Consider the following 17,029-nt stretch of genomic DNA (forward strand, 5'->3'; position numbering starts at 1 on the left):
ATGCTGCTCGAAGTGCGTGATCTCCGGGTGGAGTTCAGGACGCGGGACGGGATCGCCCAGGCGGTCAACGGGGTCGAGTACGCGGTCGACGCCGGACAGACGCTCGCGGTGCTGGGGGAGTCCGGGTCGGGCAAGTCGGTCACCGCGCAGGCGATCATGGGGATCCTCGACATGCCGCCGGGGCGGATCACCGGCGGCGAGATCCTCTTCAAGGGCCGTGACCTGCTGAAGCTCAAGGAGGACGAACGCCGGAAGATCCGCGGCGCCGAGATGGCGATGATCTTCCAGGACGCGCTCTCCGCCCTGAACCCCGTCCTGACCGTCGGCGACCAGCTCGGCGAGATGTTCGTCGTGCACCGGGGCATGTCCGGGAAGGACGCCCGCGCCAAGGCCGTCGAGCTGATGGACCGCGTCCGCATCCCGGCCGCGAAGGAACGCGTACGGGACTACCCCCACCAGTTCTCCGGCGGTATGCGCCAGCGCATCATGATCGCGATGGCGCTGGCCCTGGAGCCCTCCCTCATCATCGCCGACGAGCCGACGACCGCGCTCGACGTCACCGTCCAGGCCCAGGTCATGGACCTCCTCGCTGAGCTGCGCCGCGAACTGGACATGGGCCTCATCCTGATCACCCACGACCTCGGCGTCGTCGCGGACGTCGCCGACCGCATCGCCGTCATGTACGCCGGCCGCATCGTGGAGTCCGCCCCCGTCCACGACATCTACAAGGCCCCGGCCCACCCCTACACCCGTGGCCTGCTCGACTCCATCCCGCGCCTGGACCAGAAGGGCCAGGAGCTCTACGCCATCAAGGGCCTCCCGCCCAACCTCATGAAGATCCCGCCCGGCTGCGCCTTCCACCCGCGCTGCCCCATGGCCCGCGACGTGTGCCGCACGGACGTGCCCCCGCTGTACGAGGTGACCCCGTCCGACGGCACCCGGGTGAGCGCCTGCCACTTCTGGAGGGAGTGCCTCGATGACCGAGTCGACGGCCACGTCAACGGTTGAGCCGATCCTGGAGGTCACCGGACTGGTCAAGCACTTCCCGTTGACCCAGGGCATCCTGTTCAAGAAGCACGTCGGCGCGGTCAGGGCCGTGGACGGGGTGGACTTCACGCTCGCCCCGGGCGAGACCCTCGGCATCGTCGGCGAGTCCGGCTGCGGCAAGTCGACCGTGGCCAAGATGCTGGTCAACCTGGAGCGGCCCACCGCCGGGTCGATCAAGTACAAGGGCGAGGACATCACCAAGCTCTCCGGCAGGGCCCTGAAGGCGGTGCGCCGCAACATCCAGATGGTCTTCCAGGACCCGTACACCTCCCTCAACCCCCGGATGACGGTCGGCGACATCATCGGCGAGCCGTACGACATCCACCCCGAGGTCGCCCCCAAGGGCGACCGGCGGCGCCGGGTGCAGGAACTCCTCGACGTGGTCGGCCTCAACCCCGAGTACGTCAACCGCTATCCCCACCAGTTCTCCGGCGGCCAGCGCCAACGCATCGGCATCGCCCGCGGGCTGGCGCTCCGCCCGGAGATCATCGTGGCCGACGAACCGGTCTCCGCGCTCGACGTGTCCGTCCAGGCCCAGGTGATCAACCTGCTGGAGCGGCTCCAGGGGGAGTTCGGGCTGAGTTACGTCTTCATCGCGCACGACCTGTCGATCGTGCGGCACATCTCCGACCGGGTGGGCGTGATGTACCTCGGCCGGATCGTCGAGATCGGCCGCGACGCCGAGATCTACGACCACCCCACCCACCCGTACACCCAGGCCCTGCTCTCCGCCGTGCCCGTGCCCGACCCCGAGGCACGCGAGCACCGCGAACGGATCATCCTCGTCGGCGACGTGCCCTCACCGACGAACATCCCGTCCGGGTGCCGCTTCCGCACCCGCTGCTGGAAGGCCCGCGAGAAGTGCGAGCGGGAGGTGCCCGCGCTCGCGGTACCGGCGGAGTTCCGGCACGGGGCGGGCCCGGCCGCCCACGCCTCCGCCTGCCACTTCGCGGAGGAGAAGCAGGTCGTCCCGCCGGAGGAGTCGCTGGACGATCAGGCCGAGGGGGCCGTGTAGGCGTACAAAAGCACACCAACCGCGTTAACACGCAGGCAACTTGACCGACGCCGTTCCGATATACGGACGCGCGAAGCTGAACAGCGTACGGCCGTGCGGGTGCCGTAAACGGGCCGGGGCGCGCCATATCGCCCCGGCCCGTTGCCTGCCCGTTCCTCGGGAGGGCTACTCCAGACCCAGCGACCGCTTCAGGAAGTCCACCTGGAGCAGCAGCAGGTTCTCCGCCACCTGCTCCTGCGGCGTCATGTGCGTGACCCCGGAGAGCGGCAGCACCTCGTGCGGGCGGCCGTCCGCGAGGAGCGCGGAGGACAGCCGCAGGGCGTGGGCGAAGACCACGTTGTCGTCGGCCGTGCCGTGCACGATCATCAGCGGCCGGTGCGGTCGCGCGGGCGAGGAGAGCCCGCCGTCCGTCACCAGCGAACTGCCCGCGTAGGCCTCCGGGTGCGCGGCCGGGTCGCCGAGGTACCGCTCCGTGTAGTGGGTGTCGTACAGCCGCCAGTCGGTGACCGGGGCGCCCGCGATCCCGGCGTGGAAGACGTCCGGGCGGCGCAGGACGGCGAGGGCGGCCAGCCAGCCGCCGAACGACCAGCCGCGGATCGCCACCCGTGACAGGTCGAGGGGATGCGACCGCGCGAGGTCCCGCAGCGCGTCCACCTGGTCGTCCAGGGAGAGCGTGAAGTCGCCGTCGATCGCCTTCTCCCACGCGGGGGAGCGGCCCGGCGTACCCCGCCCGTCGGCGACCACCACCGCGAACCCCTGGTCGGCGAACCACTGCGAGGTGAGGTGCGCGTTGTGCGCCGCCAGTACCCGGGCGCCGTGCGGGCCGCCGTAGGGGTCCATGAGGACCGGCAGGGGGGTGACGCCGTCGTAGTCGCTCGGCATGAGCAGGGCGCACGGTACGCGGCGTGCGCCCCCCTGTGTGAACCGCACGCGCGGCGACATACCGGGTTCTTCCGCGCAAGTCGCCACGGTGGCCACCTGCTTGCCCTCCCGCACCACCCGCACTCGGGACCCCGCCCGGTCCGGCACGGCGGACACCAGGACCGTCACGCCCCCGGAACGCACCGCCGAGTGCACGCCGGGCTCCTCGGAGACCCGCTCCACCCCCAGCTCGTTCACCCGGTAGACGTGCACCTGGCCGATCTCCGGCTCGGCGGCCGACTCGCCGGCCGACGCCGCGACCAGGACATCGTCGTCGGACACGTCCAGCACCGCCCGGACGTGCAACTGCGAACCCGTCAGCGGGCGTTCGCCCACCGCCAGCACCCGCGCGCCGCCCTCGTCCGCGACACGCACGAGCTGCCCCGACGGACTCCACGCGGGCACCCCGGGGAAAAGATCAAGCCAATGTGGATCTTCGTCGGCGTGCACCATCCGCGTCGCCCCGGTGTCCGGGTCCACCGCCAGGAACAGCTGGCTGCGCTGGTCCCGCGCCTGCACCAGCAGCAGCGGCGCACCCGCCCCTGACCAGTGCACATGCGCCAGGTACGGATAGCGGGCCCGGTCCCACACGACCTCCGTGCGCGTCCCGGCCAGATCGATCACGAAGAGCCGCACCTCCGCGTTGGCGGTGCCGGCCGCCGGATACGCCACCCGCTGCGGGTCCCTTTCCGGCTGCGCGGGGTCCGAGATCCACCAGCGGCGCACCGGCGTGTCGTCCACGCGCGCCACGAGCAGCCGGTCCGACTCCGGCGACCACCAGAAACCACGGGAACGGCCCATCTCCTCGGCGGCGATGAACTCCGCCAGACCATGACTGACGTTCTCGGTGCCCTCCTCGGTGAGCGCCCGGTCTCCGCCGCCCTCCGCCTCCACCACCCGCAGCGTGCCGCCGGTGACGTACGCGACGTGCCGGCCGTCGGGGGAGGGGCGCGGGTCGATCACCGGTCCGGGGACGTCCAGTCCACGCGCCGTACCGGCCCGCAGCTCCGCCACGAAAAGCCGCCCCGACAAGGCGAAAGAGGCCAACTCCACGGCCGCGTCGGTGGCGTAGCCGACGATCCCGGCGCCGCCCTCGCGGCTGCGCTCACGACGCGCCCGCTCCTCGGCGGACAACTCCTCGGAGGAACCGCCCAACAGTGCCAGTGGATCGGCCGCCACGCGCTCGGCACCCTCGGGCAGGTCCAGTACCCACAGCTTGTTGGCCCGGTCGGTACCGGACGAGGAACGCAGGAACACGACACGGGAACCGTCGGGAGCGACGGAGAACGCGCGCGGCGCGCCGAGGCTGAAACGCTGTGTCCTGGCGTGCCGACGGGGGAAGGACTCGGGCTCGGTCGTCATGCCCCGACCATATTGGCCATGCGCCCCCTTGTGCGGCCGTGCGCCGATCGATGCGCGCGTTTGGATAGTTATGATCACTACCGCTGAGTGGGTATGAACCTGCTGGCCGCTGTACGGATTCACAACTGCGTCACCCGCGTCATCGACCGACGACGTTTCTCACCGTCGCCGTTCGACAACTGCTTCGCTCCCCAGGTCCCAGGGAACTTTTGGAGGTGAGCCGCCGTGGCACTCTCGATTTCGGCGGTGGTGCTGCTGGCGATCATCGTCTTCATCCTGATCAAGAAGTCAGGGTTGAAGGCACCACACGCGATCATCTGCATCCTGCTCGGGTTCTACCTCGCCTCCTCGACCATCGCGCCGACGATCAGCGAGCTGACCACCAACATCGCGGGCATGATCGGCAGCATCAAGTTCTGAGACCTCCGACCGCCCCCGGGCCCGCCCTCGCGCCCGTCCCTGTGCATGCCCGTGCCCCGCACGGGCGCCACCGGGCGCCTCGTAGGGTGGGCCCATGACGGATCTGCCCGCTCGCCGACTGCTCCTGGTGCACGCGCACCCGGACGACGAGTCGATCAACAACGGCGCCACCATGGCCAAGTACGCGGCCGAGGGGGCGCGGGTGACGCTGGTGACCTGCACCCTCGGTGAGGAGGGCGAGGTCATCCCGCCCCACCTCGCGCATCTCGCGCCCGACCGCGACGACGCCCTGGGCCCCCACCGGGTGGGCGAGCTGGCCGAGGCCATGAAGGAGCTGGGCGTCACCGACCACCGCTTCCTCGGCGGCCCCGGCCGCTACCGCGACTCCGGGATGATGGGCGTCGAGCAGAACGAGCGGCCCGGCGCCTTCTGGTCCGCCGACGTCGACGAGGCCGCCGCCCACCTCGTGGCGGTCGTCCGCGAGGTGCGCCCCCAGGTCCTCGTGACCTACGACCCGAACGGCGGCTACGGCCACCCCGACCACATCCAGGCCCACCGCGTCGCCATGCGCGCCGCCGACCTCACCGCCGACCCCGGCTTCCGCCCCGACCTGGGCGCCCCCTGGGCGATCGCCAAGGTCTACTGGAACCGGGTGCCGCGCGGTGTGATCGTCGAGGGTTTCGCCCGGCTCCGCCGCGACCTCGCCGAACCCGGCCGGCTGCCCTTCGAGCGGGCCGCCGCCGTCACCGACGTGCCCGGCGTGGTCGACGACCACATCGTCACCACCGAGATCGACGGCACCGGCTTCGCGGCCGCGAAGGCCGCCGCGATGCGCGCCCACGCCACCCAGATCGAGGTCGTCGAACCCTATTTCGTCCTCTCCAACGAGCTGGCCCAGCCCCTCCTCACCACCGAGTACTACGAGTTGGTGCGCGGCAGACGCGAAGGCGGCGGCCGGGAGAACGACTTGTTCGAGGGAATTCCTGGCAGCTCTTTCGAGGAAGTCCAGAACGGAACGGCCCTGTGATGCGTACGACTGTGTATGACGAACGAGTGGCACGTCGGCGCGACGGCCGAGAGGCGGTCGCGCGATGAAGCCGACCCAGCCGCCCACGGGCGGACAAGGCAGCGCGCTCGCCCAGCCGTTGAGCCTGCCCTCGCTCCCGCGGATCGCCGCATACCTGGGGCTCCTGCTGCTGGGAGCCGTGGTCGGCGTGGCCGGCGGGCTCGCCCAAGCGGCCTGGTTCCCGCTCGGATTGCTGCTGGCGCTGACCGCCGCGGCCGGGCTCTTCCTGGGCGGCGCCCGGACGACGGGCGGCAGGGCGGGGGCCGTTGCGCCGGCCGCCGGCTGGATGATCTCCGTGCTGCTGCTGACCTCCACCCGGCCGGAGGGCGACTTCCTCTTCGCCGCGGGAATCGGCTCGTATCTCTTCCTGCTCGGTGGCATGGCTGTTGCTGTGATGTGCGCCACCCTTGGGTGGGGGCGGCAACCGGCCGGGTCCGGCGCCCGACTTGGGAAGTGACGTACCACTTCGCCGCAGTCGGGGGGTGCGGGTCCCGTGTGGGTTTCCCACGCGGTCGTGGGATACGCGCCGGAAGTGGCCAGTATGGTGGTGCGCGCCGCCGAGCTGCCCGCTGAGTTGAGGTCGTGACGGGCGGCGGAGCAAACCGGGAGAACCTGCCTTGAGTCGTGAAACTGACACTTCGTCCTCCGGGGCCAATGGGCGCGGCAGCACCGCGTACCCGTCGGGGACACCGCCGTACGGCACACCCATGGCCACCGAGGCCGGTGCCGACGCGGCCCGGTCGGCCGCAGGCGAGCGGCCGGACGGCCCCAAGACCGAGACCACGCTGACGACACGGGTCCGGATCAACATCCCCGGGTCCCGGCCGATCCCGCCGGTCGTCGTGCGCAAGCCGGTCGGTGACGGCGAGAGCCCGGCGGACGACGTCGGCTCCGAGTCGGAGACCACCGGCACCACGGCCATGCCCGTGCTCACGGACACCCCGGCGCCCGTGCCGGAGCCGTCCCCGGCGGCCGACGACAAGCCGACCAGCGACTGGTTCGCGCCACGCAAGAGCGCTCCCGCGGGCAAGGGCCCGAGCGGCGGTCACAGCAACGGCGCCGGGTTCTCCGCCGGTGCGGCGGCCGCGGCCGGCGGCCCGGCCCCCCGCCCCGGCGGCGGCAACGGCGCAGGCAGGCCGCCCGGCGCCCCCTCCGCCCAGCCCGGCGCCCCCCGCCCCGGCACGGGCGGCGCCCCCCGCCCCGGCGGTACGAACGGTGCCGGGCTCCCCGGTGCCACCGGCGCCGGACCGGTGGCTCCCGGCCACGGCGGCGGCACCGGCTCCTTCGACGTGTCGGCCGCGCTCGCCGCCGCCACGTCCGACCGCGAGGACCTGCCCTACTTCTCGGGCAACGGCGCCGCGGGCGGCCCCTCCGGCCCCACCGGCGGCCCCGTCACCGGTGACAGCCCCCTCGGCCCGCCCCCGACCCCCCGCGACCCCTTCGGCCCGGCCGCCGACTTCACCTCCCCGGTCGATGCGGACTACGCCCAGCCCGGCGGCGGACTCAGCGACGACACCGCGGTCCTCACCCCGCAGCGTCCCGCCGACGGGTCCGCAGCCCCCGGCTACGGCGGCCCCGGCCCCCTGGACAACCCGTCCGGGCACACCCTGACCAGCGGCATCCCCGTGGTGCCCCCGGGCACGCAGGGCGCCCCCTTCGGCCCCGGCGACGGCACGACCCGGCACACCCCGCCGAAGCTGCCCGACCCCGGTGCGCAGCAGCAGAAGCCCGCCGGGGGCAAGGCCCCGAAGGCCGCGAAGCCCGCCAAGAAGAAGGGCCGCAGCAAGCTGGCCCTCCTCGGCGGCGGCATCGTCGTCCTCGCCGGCGGTGTCTACGGCGCCGGTCTCCTCATGAACCACTCCGACGTCCCCAAGGGCACCACCGTCCTCGGCGTCGACATCGGCGGCGGCACCCGCGACGAGGCCGTCAACAAGCTGGACAAGGCCTTCGCCGACCGCACGAACAAGGAGCTGAAGCTTACGGTCGACGGTGGGACGGTCACGCTCCGGCCGGACCAGGTCGGACTCCAGTTCGACATGCAGGACACGGTCCGCGTCGCCGCCGTCAGCGACTACAACCCGGTCTCCGTGATCGGCTCCCTCTTCGGGCAGAAGCGCGTCGTCGAGCCCGTCATGCCGGTCGACGAGGAGAAGCTCCGGGCCGCGCTGGAGCGCGCCGCGGGCGGCTCAGGCTCCGCGAGCGACGGCACCGTGAAGTACGAGCCCGGCAAGGCCGTCCCCGTCTACGGCAAGAGCGGCAAGGGCATCGCCGTCGACCAGTCCTCCGACGCCGTCGAGAAGGCCTACCGCACCCAGGTCGAGACCGGCACGACGCCCGCCGTGAGCCTGCCGACCACCGCCAAGGAGCCGTCGGTCGACAAGGCCGAGGTCGACCGGTTCATGAGGGAGTTCGCGCAGCCGGCGATGTCCGCCATCGTCACCGTGCAGACGGACGCCGCGCACTCGGTGAAGCTCAGCCCCGAGAACTCCCTGTGGAAGTTCCTCACCGTCAAGGCCGTCGACGGCAAGCTCGTCGACTCCTACGACGAGAAGGCTCTCCAGGAGCTCTACGGCGGCACCTTCGACGGCGTGCTGATCACCCGCGCCAACGGCGAGAAGACCCCGGTCAACGCCAAGGACGTCTACGGCGCCCTCCGCCTGGCCCTGAAGAGCAGGACCGAACGGGTCGCCGTGATCGACACGAACCCGACCTGACGGAGCACGCGAGGCAGGGGGCACCCGGTGGCACACCGGGTGCCCCCTGCCCGTGTGTCACCCCCGCGGTACGACTTCTGCCATGTGGCACACAGGACCACCGACACGGCCGCCGAGGGGCCCGCGCGGACACCCTGCTTCCCATGACGACACAAGCGGTCCCGACCACCCCGGTGGTCGGGTCTCGGCCTGAAGCAGCCCGACACCGGCACGGCCCGCGTCCTCGGCACCACCCCTCGCGAGGCCGTCGTCGCGGGCCGCGTCCTCGTCCCGCACCGCGGCCGGCTGCCGGCCGACGGCACCGCCGCCGAGATCAAGGCGAGGGCCGGGGCCCGCAGGATCACCTTCGACCTGCCCGACGCCCCGGTCGACGAGGACCGCCTGCGGAGCCTGCTCTCCCTCGCCCCCCTCGACGTGTCCGGCCGTACCGTCCGCCTCCGGTCCACCGACGCCGACGCGACCGTCCACGCCCGCCACGGCCTCGGCCCTCACCCCCGCACCCTCGAAGTGGCCGGACTCGGCCTCGAACAGGCATGCATGACGATCACCGCCGAGATGGCTGAGCCGACGTGCTGACCACCCTCGCCTCGTGGGGCCTGATCAAACGGGAACCCACCCGGGCCCTGCGCAACCGCACCCCCACGGCCGGAACACGCGGCCCACCCCGCCCCTCAGTTCAACCGCGCCCGAGCCGCCCCCGCCTGCCGCCGCACCCGTTCCGCCGCGCTCTCGTCCACCTCCGCCACCACCTGCGCGTACGCCTCCAGCTCCGCGGCCCCGCGCAGGAACTCCCCCCGCCGCACCAGCAACTGCGCCCACTCGTAGCGCAGCCGCGCCGGGTGCGAGGGCAGGGCCAGCGACAGCTCGATCGCCCACAGCGCCACGTCCGACCGCTCGGGCCGGGCCGCGGCCCACGCCCGCACGTTGTTCAGGACCCGCAGCACGACGTCCAGCGGATCGGCCGGCCGCAGCATCCCCGGCTCCAGCGGACCGCCCGTCGCCCCCGCGACCAGGGTCTCCGCGTCGCTCCCGCTGAGCACCCGCCCCCCGTCGAACGGATCGGCCAGCACCTGCTCCTCCGCGGGCCCGAACCCCACGACGAAGTGCCCGGGCAGCGCGACCCCGTACACCGGCGCCCCCGCCCGCCGGGCCACCTCCATCCACACCACCGACAACAGGATCGGCAGCCCCCGCCGCCGCTCCAGCACCCGGTGCAGCAGCGACGACTCCAGCCGCTGGTAGTCCGCGGCGGAGCCGCGGAACCCGCACCGGTCCCCGAGCAGCCCCGCCAGCGCGAGCGCCCACGCGCGGGGCCCGCCGGGACGGTAGGGCAGTTGCCCGGCGAGCCGGTCCAGTTCGATCTGGGCGGCGTCGAGGCCGGCGTCGTCCAGCGCCCCGTCGCCCGCGGCGCCCACGAGCAGGCACAGCGCGGCGAGGTCGGGCCGCTCGGCCCGCGCCTCCGCGACGAACCGCCGCCGCACCTCGGCGGCCCGCACCGGCTCCGGCGGCAGGGGCGCACGCATGTCGGGGTGCCGCCCGCTCATGACGGCCCGGACGACTCGGAACGGCCCGCGGACCCCTCGAAAGCCGTCGCCCCGGCCTCCTCGGACGCGCGGTCCTCGATCGCCCCGCCCTCGGGCGCCCGGTAGTGGTGGTACGCGTGGTGCGCGGCGAAGCCCATGCCCGCGTACAGCGTCCGCGCGGCCGCGTTGTCCGCCTCGACCTGGAGCCAGCCCGCCGAGGCCCCCTCCTCCAGCGCCCGCTGGGCCAGCGCGGCCATCACGGTCGTCGCGAGCCCCTCCCGGCGGCGCGCCGGGTCGACCTCCACGGCCGCGAAACCGGCCCACCTCCCGTCCACGACGCACCGACCGATCGCCGCCGGCGCGGCCCCCTCGGCCCCCGGCACCGTCGCGAACCACACCGAGGGCCCGCGGCCGAGCACCTTCAGCGCGACCTCGCCGACCCCCTTGCGCCGGTAGCGGCCGAGCCATGCCGCGTCCGCCGTCCGGGACAGCCGCACCCCGGGGGCCTCCCGGTCCGCGACGGGCGCGAGCGCCCCGATCCACAGCTCCGCGGTGACCTCACGGGTCCACCCGCGGTCCTCCACCTCCGCGCAGAGCAGCTCCTGGGTGCCCTCGGCGCCCGTGGCCAGCTGCAGGTACGCGGGCAGCCCCCGGGCCGCGTACCAGCCGCGTACGGCCGTCAGGGCCTCGTCCAGGGGTATGCCTGGGTCGCCGAGGGGCAGCACCGAGTTGGCGCGCCGGGTGAAGCCGGAGGCGGCCCGCAGCTCCCAGTCGCCGAGCGCCTCCCGCTCGACGGGCTGCCAGGCCCGCGCGCAGACCCGCGCCAGTTCCCCGTACGAGGCCGCGGGTCCCCGGCGGCGGGCGGGCGCGGCGGGCACCACCTTTCCCGCCACCAGTGACGACTCCTCGATCCGTACGCGCTCCCCGTCCCTGCGGGTGATCAGCAGCACGCCGGCATCCCATGATGTGAGAACACCGACCGTGTCGGTGAATTTCCGACCCGCGACGGCATCCTCGTCAACGCGCCGCACGGAGACGCGTTTTCCCACGTCAGCGGCGGAAACACGGATCTCGAGACGTCCACCGGCAGAGATTTCCACAGGTCAGTTCACCCCTCCTGTTCGGATCATGCCCAGGAACGGAGATACTAGGTGCGGGCATCGACGACGCCGCGCTCCCGCGCGCCAGGCGGCGGAGCCTGAGGAGGCCCGCCAGCGCCCTATCGAGGAGGAACGACAGCGTGACCTACGTCATCGCGCAGCCTTGTGTCGACGTGAAGGACAAGGCGTGCATCGAGGAGTGCCCGGTCGACTGCATCTACGAGGGCCAGCGGTCCCTCTACATCCACCCGGATGAATGCGTCGACTGCGGTGCCTGTGAGCCGGTGTGCCCGGTCGAGGCGATCTTCTACGAGGACGACACTCCGGAGGAGTGGAAGGACTACTACAAGGCGAACGTCGAGTTCTTCGACGAGCTCGGCTCTCCCGGCGGTGCGAGCAAGCTCGGCCTGATCGAGCGTGACCACCCCTTCATCGCCGCCCTGCCGCCGCAGGCCTGAGGAAGCGACGCCGCGGGCCCGCCAGGCCGGTGGCCCGCGGCAGGCGCCGCCTCGGTCCCGTACGGTCCGATCGCCGTACGGGGCCGAGGCGTTCGCCGTCCGAGCAGTACGGAGGCCCGCGTCCCGTCCCCCGGGCGCGTACGGGGCGTTCGTGCGAGAAAGTGAGCCAGATCCCGTGTCCGCAGTCAGCGATCGTCTCCCCACCTTCCCCTGGGACAGGCTGGAGCCGTACAAGGCGACGGCCGCCGCCCACCCCGGCGGCATCGTCGACCTCTCCGTGGGCACCCCGGTCGACCCGGTCCCCGAGCTTGTCCAGAAGGCCCTGGTGGCCGCCGCCGACTCGCCGGGCTACCCGACCGTGTGGGGCACCCCCGAACTGCGGGACGCGATCACCGGCTGGGCCGAGCGCCGCCTCGGCGCCCGCGGGATCACCCACCATCACGTGCTGCCGATCGTCGGCTCCAAGGAACTGGTCGCCTGGCTCCCCACCCAGCTCGGCCTCGGCCCCGGCGACCGGGTCGCGTACCCGCGCCTCGCGTACCCGACGTACGAGGTGGGCGCCCGCCTCGCCCGCGCCGCGTACGAGGTCTACGACGACCCGACGCGGCTCGACCCCGAGGGCCTGGAGCTCCTCTGGCTGAACTCGCCGTCCAACCCCACCGGCAAGGTCCTCTCCCAGGAGGAGCTGACCCGGATCGTGGCCTGGGCCCGTGAGCACGGCGTCCTGCTCTTCTCCGACGAGTGCTACCTGGAGCTGGGCTGGGAGGCGGACCCCGTCTCGGTCCTGCACCCGGACGTCAACGGCGGCTCGTACGACGGCATCGTCGCCGTCCACTCCCTCTCCAAGCGCTCCAACCTGGCCGGGTACCGCGCGGCCTTCCTGCTGGGCGACCCGGCGGTGCTGAGCCCGCTCCTGCAGATCCGCAAGCACGGCGGCATGATGACCTCGGCCCCCACCCAGGCCGCCGTGGTCGCCGCCCTCGGTGACGACGCCCACGTCCGCGAGCAGCGCGACCGCTACGCCGCCCGTCGCGCCGCCCTCCGCGGCGCCCTGGAGCGCCACGGGTTCCGCATCGAGCACAGCGAGGCCAGCCTCTACCTCTGGGCCACCCGCGACGAGTCCTGCTGGACCACGGTCGCCCACCTCGCCGACCTGGGCATCCTCGTGGCCCCCGGTGACTTCTACGGCTCCGCCGGCGAGCACCACGTCCGCGTGGCCTTCACCGCCACGGACGAGCGGGTCGCGGCGGCGGTGGCCCGGCTGACCCGGGCGTAGCTCCGGCGGCGCCCGGGGTGGCTCCGGCGGCGCCCGGCGGTGACTCCGGCAGACGGCCGAAGGGGCCCGGGGGAGATCCCGGGCCCCTTCGGCTGCTGGAGCGGGTGTCGGCCGGGTCAGCCGAGCGGGCTCTTGACCGGCAGCGTGCCCGTGGGCAGGCCGCCCTTCGCGACGGAGTCCGTCGGCAGGCCGCCCTTCGTCGCGCCCTTGGCCGCGTCGCCCACGGCCGCCCCGGCGGTGCCCGCGGCGTCCCCGGCGGCCTTCTGCACGACGGGCGTCGTCTTCTTGACGGTCTTCCCGCCGGTCTTGCTCACGGTCGGCAGGGTCTCCTTGGCCGCCTTGCCGCCGATGTCGCTCGCGACGCCGGTGACGCTCTGCGTCGCGCCGTCCACGGTGCTGCCGGCGTTCGCCCCGTCCACGGCGGACAGACCGCCCAGGTCCGGGGCGGCCGGGAGTTCGGGCGCCGCGCTCGCGGAGCCGGCCGCACCGACCACGGAGGCCGCTCCCGCTGCGGTCAGCAGCGCGACATGGGCGATCCGGCGGGTCAGGGGGAGGGACATGGTGCTCCTTTGACGGAAGAGAACGGTGAAGTGTCCGGCCGTGCCCGGGAGTTGACCGCCGGATGGCTGTCGGCGTGATCGTTCCGGGCTCGGACGCAGTGACTACCGCTCGAAGTCCGCGAAGGTTGCGGCGGCCCGACGTAAAGAGTTGGCAATGCGTCGCATTATCGAATGCGGACAAAAAGCAATGAACGGCGCGTGGTTCTCTCGTCCGCCGAATCCCTATTGCCCCGTGCTCCCAAGGAATCCGCCGGGAGGAGGAGGCGCGGGCGACAACCCGCGCCCCCGTCGACCCGACGCGCCGCGCTTACCTTCGACGGGTGAGCCCCGATCCCCGCTGTCCAGAGACGATTCGGACCCCGACGCCCCCCGCGTCCCGGACCGGCGTGGCCCCTACCGTCCCGTGACGATGCGGACCTCGGTCGCCGTGGAGCCGTCCGCCGCCGCGGCCTTGCGCCAGGCGCCGGCCCGGCCCTCGGCGACCCACTCCCGCCCGGCGTACGAGACCCGCTCGACCCCCAGCCGCGAGGAGTTCGCCACGGCCCAGTGCGCCAGCTCCCAGCCGCGCCGCCGCATGGCGTCGGCGCCCCCGGCGTCCGACACCGGGATCGTCAGCGCGGACACGGCCGGGCTCGGGCTCGCCCCGCTCGCCGGCGGCGCACCGGACGCCCCCGCACCGGCCGTCGAGCCGGCGGAGGGCGAGGACGTCACCACCGCCCCGGCCGTCTCGAACATCTTGTCGCCGAAGTCCCGCGCGAGGGCGCTGCGCACGGCCTCGGGGCCGCCGCCGTACTCGGCGGCCGAGGCCTCCAGGCGCCCCTCGCAGGTCAGCGTGGCCGCCGCCCGGCCCGTCAGCGCGGCGGCCAGCAGCGTGGCGTCCGGCTCGTGCTTGGCGTACGCGTCCGGGAAGCCGCTGCGCTGCACCTTCTGGGCGGCCACGGTCAGCGGCAGCTCCTCGTAGTCCGCGACCTTCACCAGGTGCTCGTAGAACTCGCCCGCCGCGTAGACGGGGTCCTGGATCTGCTGCTCGGTGCCCCAGCCCTGCGACGGCCGCTGCTGGAACAGCCCCAGCGAATCCCGGTCGCCGTGCGCGATGTTCCGCAGCCCCGACTCCTGCAGTGCGGTCGCCAGCGCGATCGTCACGGCCCGCTCGGGCAGGTCGCGGGAGGTGCCGACGGCCGAGATCGTCGCCGCGTTCGCCGCCTGCTCGGGAGTGAACTCGTACGACGTCTTGTCGTCGTCGGCCGACACCACCTTGCACTTCGGTGTGCCGTTGCCCCCGGTCAGGTACTGCATGGTCAGATACGCCCCCAGTGCGAGCAGCACGACGAGGGCCGCCGCGAAACGCAGGAAGCAGCCCCCACGGCGACGGGGGCGGGGATGAGGAGAAACGGTGTACGACTCTGGCACGCCGTACAAGGTACTGGAGGGTAATGGGAGCGCGCCCCGGGTTGTGGACAACCTCCTGGCGGGCGGCCGGAACCGGTCGGCGGCCGGGACCGCGAGGGCCGCGCGCTAGGGTCGAGGGCATGGCCGACACCCCGATTGACCTCACGCTGGACGCCGCGCGGCTGACCGCGCAGCTCGTGGACCTCCCCTCCGAGAGCGGCACAGAGAAGCCCCTCGCGGACGCGATCGAGACGGCGCTGCGGGACCTGCCCCACCTCACCGTCGAGCGCCACGGCAACAACGTCGTCGCCCGCACCCACCTGGGGCGGGCGGAGCGGGTGATCCTGGCCGGTCACATCGACACCGTGCCCATCGCGGACAACGTCCCCTCCCGCCTCGACGAGGACGGCGTCCTGTGGGGCTGCGGCACCTGCGACATGAAGTCCGGCGTCGCGGTCCAGCTGCGCATCGCGGCCACGGTGCCGTCCCCCAACCGCGACCTGACCTTCGTGTTCTACGACAACGAGGAGGTCGCGGCCGACCTGAACGGACTGAAGCACGTCTCCGAGGCCCACCCCGAGTGGCTGGAGGGCGACTTCGCGGTCCTCCTGGAGCCCTCCGACGGCCAGGTCGAGGGCGGCTGCCAGGGCACCCTGCGGGTCCTGCTGCGGACGAAGGGCGAGCGAGCCCACTCCGCCCGCGGCTGGATGGGCTCCAACGCCGTCCACGCGGCCGCCCCCATCCTCGCCCGCCTCGCCGAGTACCAGCCCCGGTACCCGGTCATCGACGGCCTGGAGTACCGCGAGGGCCTCAACGCGGTCGGCATCTCCGGCGGCGTCGCCGGCAACGTCATCCCCGACGAGTGCGTCGTCACGGTCAACTTCCGCTACGCGCCCGACCGTACGGAGGAGGAGGCCGTCGCCCACGTCCGCGAGGTGTTCGCCGACTGCGGCGTCGAGGAGTTCACCGTCGACGACCACAGCCCCGGCGCGCTGCCCGGCCTCTCCCACCCCGCCGCGGCCGCGTTCATCGAGGCGGTCGGCGGCACGCCCTCGCCCAAGTACGGCTGGACGGACGTCTCCCGCTTCAGCTCCCTCGGCGTCCCCGCGGTCAACTACGGGCCGGGCAACCCGCACTTGGCGCACAAGCGGGACGAGCGCGTGGACACCGCGAAGATCCTCGCGGGGGAGGAGCGCCTGCGGGCCTGGCTCACCGCGTGAGGCACCGTCGGGATTCGGCCGGTGATCCGCTGGAGATGAATCACCGCATATCGGCGGGCATCGGAACGCGTCGGCCGGTGGATCGCGGCGGACACGCCCGCTTCCCCCGTCCGTAACCCGCGTGGATCTACGCTGAACCGAACCACCAGCACGGCGGAGGGAGCGGACATGGCGACCGGCAACCCCGAGGACAGGAACCAGCCACCGGAGGAGCAGCGGCTGGGGCCGGTGTTGCGCAGACGCACCCAGGTGCAGGCGAGCACGACCGACCAACGGCTGCTGGACGCGGGCGGCCCCTCGGACTGGGTCCACACCGACCCCTGGCGGGTCCTGCGCATCCAGTCCGAGTTCATCGAGGGGTTCGGCACCCTCGCCGAACTCCCGGCCGCCATCAGCGTCTTCGGCTCCGCCCGGACGCCGGCCGGCTCACCCGAGTACGAGGCGGGCGTCCGGCTCGGCCGCGGCCTCGTCGAGGCGGGCTTCGCCGTCATCACCGGCGGCGGCCCCGGCGCCATGGAGGCGGCCAACAAGGGGGCCCTCGAAGCCGGCGGCACCTCCGTCGGCCTCGGCATCGAACTGCCCTTCGAACAGGGCCTCAACCCCTACGTCGACATCGGCCTCAACTTCCGCTACTTCTTCGTCCGGAAGATGATGTTCGTCAAGTACGCGCAGGGCTTCGTCGTTCTGCCCGGCGGCCTCGGCACCCTCGATGAACTCTTCGAGGCGCTCACTCTCGTCCAGACCCAGAAGGTGACCCGCTTCCCGATCGTCCTCTTCGGCGAGTCCTACTGGAGCGGCCTGGTCGACTGGCTCACCCACACCCTCGTGGCCCAGGGCAAGGCCGGGGAGAAGGACCTGACCCTGTTCCACGTCACCGACGACGTGGACGAGGCGGTGGCCCTGGTCTCGAAGGAGGCGGGCCGCTGACCGTGCCGGTCCGTCCGTGACCGCGAAGCAG

16 protein-coding genes are annotated in these 17,029 nt (G+C 72.9%); 11 read left to right on the forward strand and 5 right to left on the reverse strand.

Annotated features, from left to right (window positions below; genetic code table 11):
* Entirely contained in the window at positions 1-1,008 is a 1,008-nt protein-coding gene (locus GSY65_RS24485; protein WP_159772560.1) for an ABC transporter ATP-binding protein, read from the forward strand.
* Positions 977-2,062 (forward strand): ABC transporter ATP-binding protein, encoded by a 1,086-nt coding sequence (locus GSY65_RS24490; RefSeq protein ID WP_159772563.1) that lies wholly within the window; start codon positions 977-979, stop codon positions 2,060-2,062. Before GSY65_RS24485 ends, GSY65_RS24490 begins: the two co-directional genes overlap by 32 nt.
* A gap of 165 nt (positions 2,063-2,227) precedes the next feature.
* On the opposite strand, the gene GSY65_RS24495 is transcribed toward GSY65_RS24490, so the two are convergent.
* On the reverse strand, positions 2,228-4,345 hold the full coding sequence (locus tag GSY65_RS24495; protein WP_159772566.1) for a prolyl oligopeptidase family serine peptidase: 2,118 nt from the start codon (positions 4,343-4,345) through the stop codon (positions 2,228-2,230).
* Positions 4,346-4,570: 225 nt separating this feature from the next.
* Here GSY65_RS24495 and GSY65_RS24500 point away from each other — a divergent pair, with 225 nt between their 5' ends.
* From GSY65_RS24500 to GSY65_RS34760, 5 genes are all read left to right on the forward strand, one after another.
* The gene (locus GSY65_RS24500; RefSeq protein WP_005480627.1) at positions 4,571-4,765 is read left to right on the forward strand and encodes a hypothetical protein; all 195 of its coding nucleotides are present in this window, start codon (positions 4,571-4,573) and stop codon (positions 4,763-4,765) included.
* A 94-nt stretch (positions 4,766-4,859) separates the two neighbouring features.
* Positions 4,860-5,792, forward strand: coding sequence for an N-acetyl-1-D-myo-inositol-2-amino-2-deoxy-alpha-D-glucopyranoside deacetylase (mshB, locus tag GSY65_RS24505; RefSeq protein WP_159772569.1), 933 nt, complete (start codon positions 4,860-4,862; stop codon positions 5,790-5,792).
* 64 nt (positions 5,793-5,856) lie between these two features.
* Entirely contained in the window at positions 5,857-6,288 is a 432-nt protein-coding gene (locus GSY65_RS24510) for a DUF6113 family protein (protein ID WP_159772572.1), read from the forward strand.
* A gap of 160 nt (positions 6,289-6,448) precedes the next feature.
* Positions 6,449-8,545, forward strand: a complete 2,097-nt coding sequence (locus GSY65_RS24515; protein ID WP_201452653.1) for a hypothetical protein — start codon at positions 6,449-6,451, stop codon at positions 8,543-8,545.
* A 414-nt stretch (positions 8,546-8,959) separates the two neighbouring features.
* Positions 8,960-9,121: a hypothetical protein gene (locus GSY65_RS34760; protein ID WP_443043250.1), complete on the forward strand. Its 162-nt coding sequence runs from the start codon at positions 8,960-8,962 to the stop codon at positions 9,119-9,121.
* Between the two features lie 95 nt (positions 9,122-9,216).
* Here the strand turns inward: GSY65_RS34760 and GSY65_RS24525 are convergent, their stop codons facing one another.
* Together GSY65_RS24525 and GSY65_RS24530 are read right to left on the reverse strand one after the other, a co-directional pair.
* On the reverse strand, positions 9,217-10,068 hold the full coding sequence (locus GSY65_RS24525) for a transglutaminase-like domain-containing protein (RefSeq protein ID WP_159772578.1): 852 nt from the start codon (positions 10,066-10,068) through the stop codon (positions 9,217-9,219).
* Positions 10,069-10,085: 17 nt separating this feature from the next.
* Positions 10,086-11,168 carry a GNAT family N-acetyltransferase gene (locus tag GSY65_RS24530; protein ID WP_201452654.1) on the reverse strand — a complete coding sequence of 361 codons (1,083 nt, stop codon included), beginning with the start codon at positions 11,166-11,168 and terminating at the stop codon, positions 10,086-10,088.
* Positions 11,169-11,308: 140 nt separating this feature from the next.
* Here GSY65_RS24530 and fdxA point away from each other — a divergent pair, with 140 nt between their 5' ends.
* Positions 11,309-11,626, forward strand: a complete 318-nt coding sequence (gene fdxA / locus GSY65_RS24535; protein WP_004926152.1) for a ferredoxin — start codon at positions 11,309-11,311, stop codon at positions 11,624-11,626.
* Positions 11,627-11,801: 175 nt separating this feature from the next.
* The gene (locus GSY65_RS24540; RefSeq protein WP_159772581.1) at positions 11,802-12,902 is read left to right on the forward strand and encodes a bifunctional succinyldiaminopimelate transaminase/glutamate-prephenate aminotransferase; all 1,101 of its coding nucleotides are present in this window, start codon (positions 11,802-11,804) and stop codon (positions 12,900-12,902) included.
* A 116-nt stretch (positions 12,903-13,018) separates the two neighbouring features.
* Here the strand turns inward: GSY65_RS24540 and GSY65_RS24545 are convergent, their stop codons facing one another.
* Positions 13,019-13,462, reverse strand: coding sequence for an ATP-binding protein (locus GSY65_RS24545; protein WP_159772584.1), 444 nt, complete (start codon positions 13,460-13,462; stop codon positions 13,019-13,021).
* Between the two features lie 393 nt (positions 13,463-13,855).
* Positions 13,856-14,872: a heavy metal transporter gene (locus GSY65_RS24550; RefSeq protein WP_201452655.1), complete on the reverse strand. Its 1,017-nt coding sequence runs from the start codon at positions 14,870-14,872 to the stop codon at positions 13,856-13,858.
* A 119-nt stretch (positions 14,873-14,991) separates the two neighbouring features.
* Here GSY65_RS24550 and dapE point away from each other — a divergent pair, with 119 nt between their 5' ends.
* Both dapE and GSY65_RS24560 read left to right on the forward strand, forming a co-directional pair.
* Positions 14,992-16,071, forward strand: a complete 1,080-nt coding sequence (gene dapE, locus GSY65_RS24555) for a succinyl-diaminopimelate desuccinylase (RefSeq protein WP_159772587.1) — start codon at positions 14,992-14,994, stop codon at positions 16,069-16,071.
* A gap of 168 nt (positions 16,072-16,239) precedes the next feature.
* Entirely contained in the window at positions 16,240-16,998 is a 759-nt protein-coding gene (locus tag GSY65_RS24560; RefSeq protein WP_159772590.1) for a TIGR00730 family Rossman fold protein, read from the forward strand.
* The last annotated feature ends 31 nt before the right edge of the window (positions 16,999-17,029 follow it).

Source organism: Streptomyces sp. HM190 (assembly GCF_009857135.1).
Classification (GTDB): Bacteria; Actinomycetota; Actinomycetes; order Streptomycetales; family Streptomycetaceae; genus Streptomyces; species Streptomyces heilongjiangensis.

Bases quoted from the DNA above. Each gene is read 5' to 3' on its own strand.
- GSY65_RS24495 (WP_159772566.1), bottom strand. From the start codon at position 4,345: ATGACGACCGAGCCCGAGTCCTTCCCCCGTCGGCACGCCAGGACACAG.
- dapE (WP_159772587.1), top strand. From the start codon at position 14,992: ATGGCCGACACCCCGATTGACCTCACGCTGGACGCCGCGCGGCTGACC.
- GSY65_RS24525 (WP_159772578.1), bottom strand. From the start codon at position 10,068: ATGCGTGCGCCCCTGCCGCCGGAGCCGGTGCGGGCCGCCGAGGTGCGG.
- mshB (WP_159772569.1), top strand. From the start codon at position 4,860: ATGACGGATCTGCCCGCTCGCCGACTGCTCCTGGTGCACGCGCACCCG.
- GSY65_RS24490 (WP_159772563.1), top strand. From the start codon at position 977: ATGACCGAGTCGACGGCCACGTCAACGGTTGAGCCGATCCTGGAGGTC.
- GSY65_RS24560 (WP_159772590.1), top strand. From the start codon at position 16,240: ATGGCGACCGGCAACCCCGAGGACAGGAACCAGCCACCGGAGGAGCAG.
- GSY65_RS24485 (WP_159772560.1), top strand. From the start codon at position 1: ATGCTGCTCGAAGTGCGTGATCTCCGGGTGGAGTTCAGGACGCGGGAC.
- GSY65_RS24545 (WP_159772584.1), bottom strand. From the start codon at position 13,462: ATGTCCCTCCCCCTGACCCGCCGGATCGCCCATGTCGCGCTGCTGACC.
- GSY65_RS24510 (WP_159772572.1), top strand. From the start codon at position 5,857: ATGAAGCCGACCCAGCCGCCCACGGGCGGACAAGGCAGCGCGCTCGCC.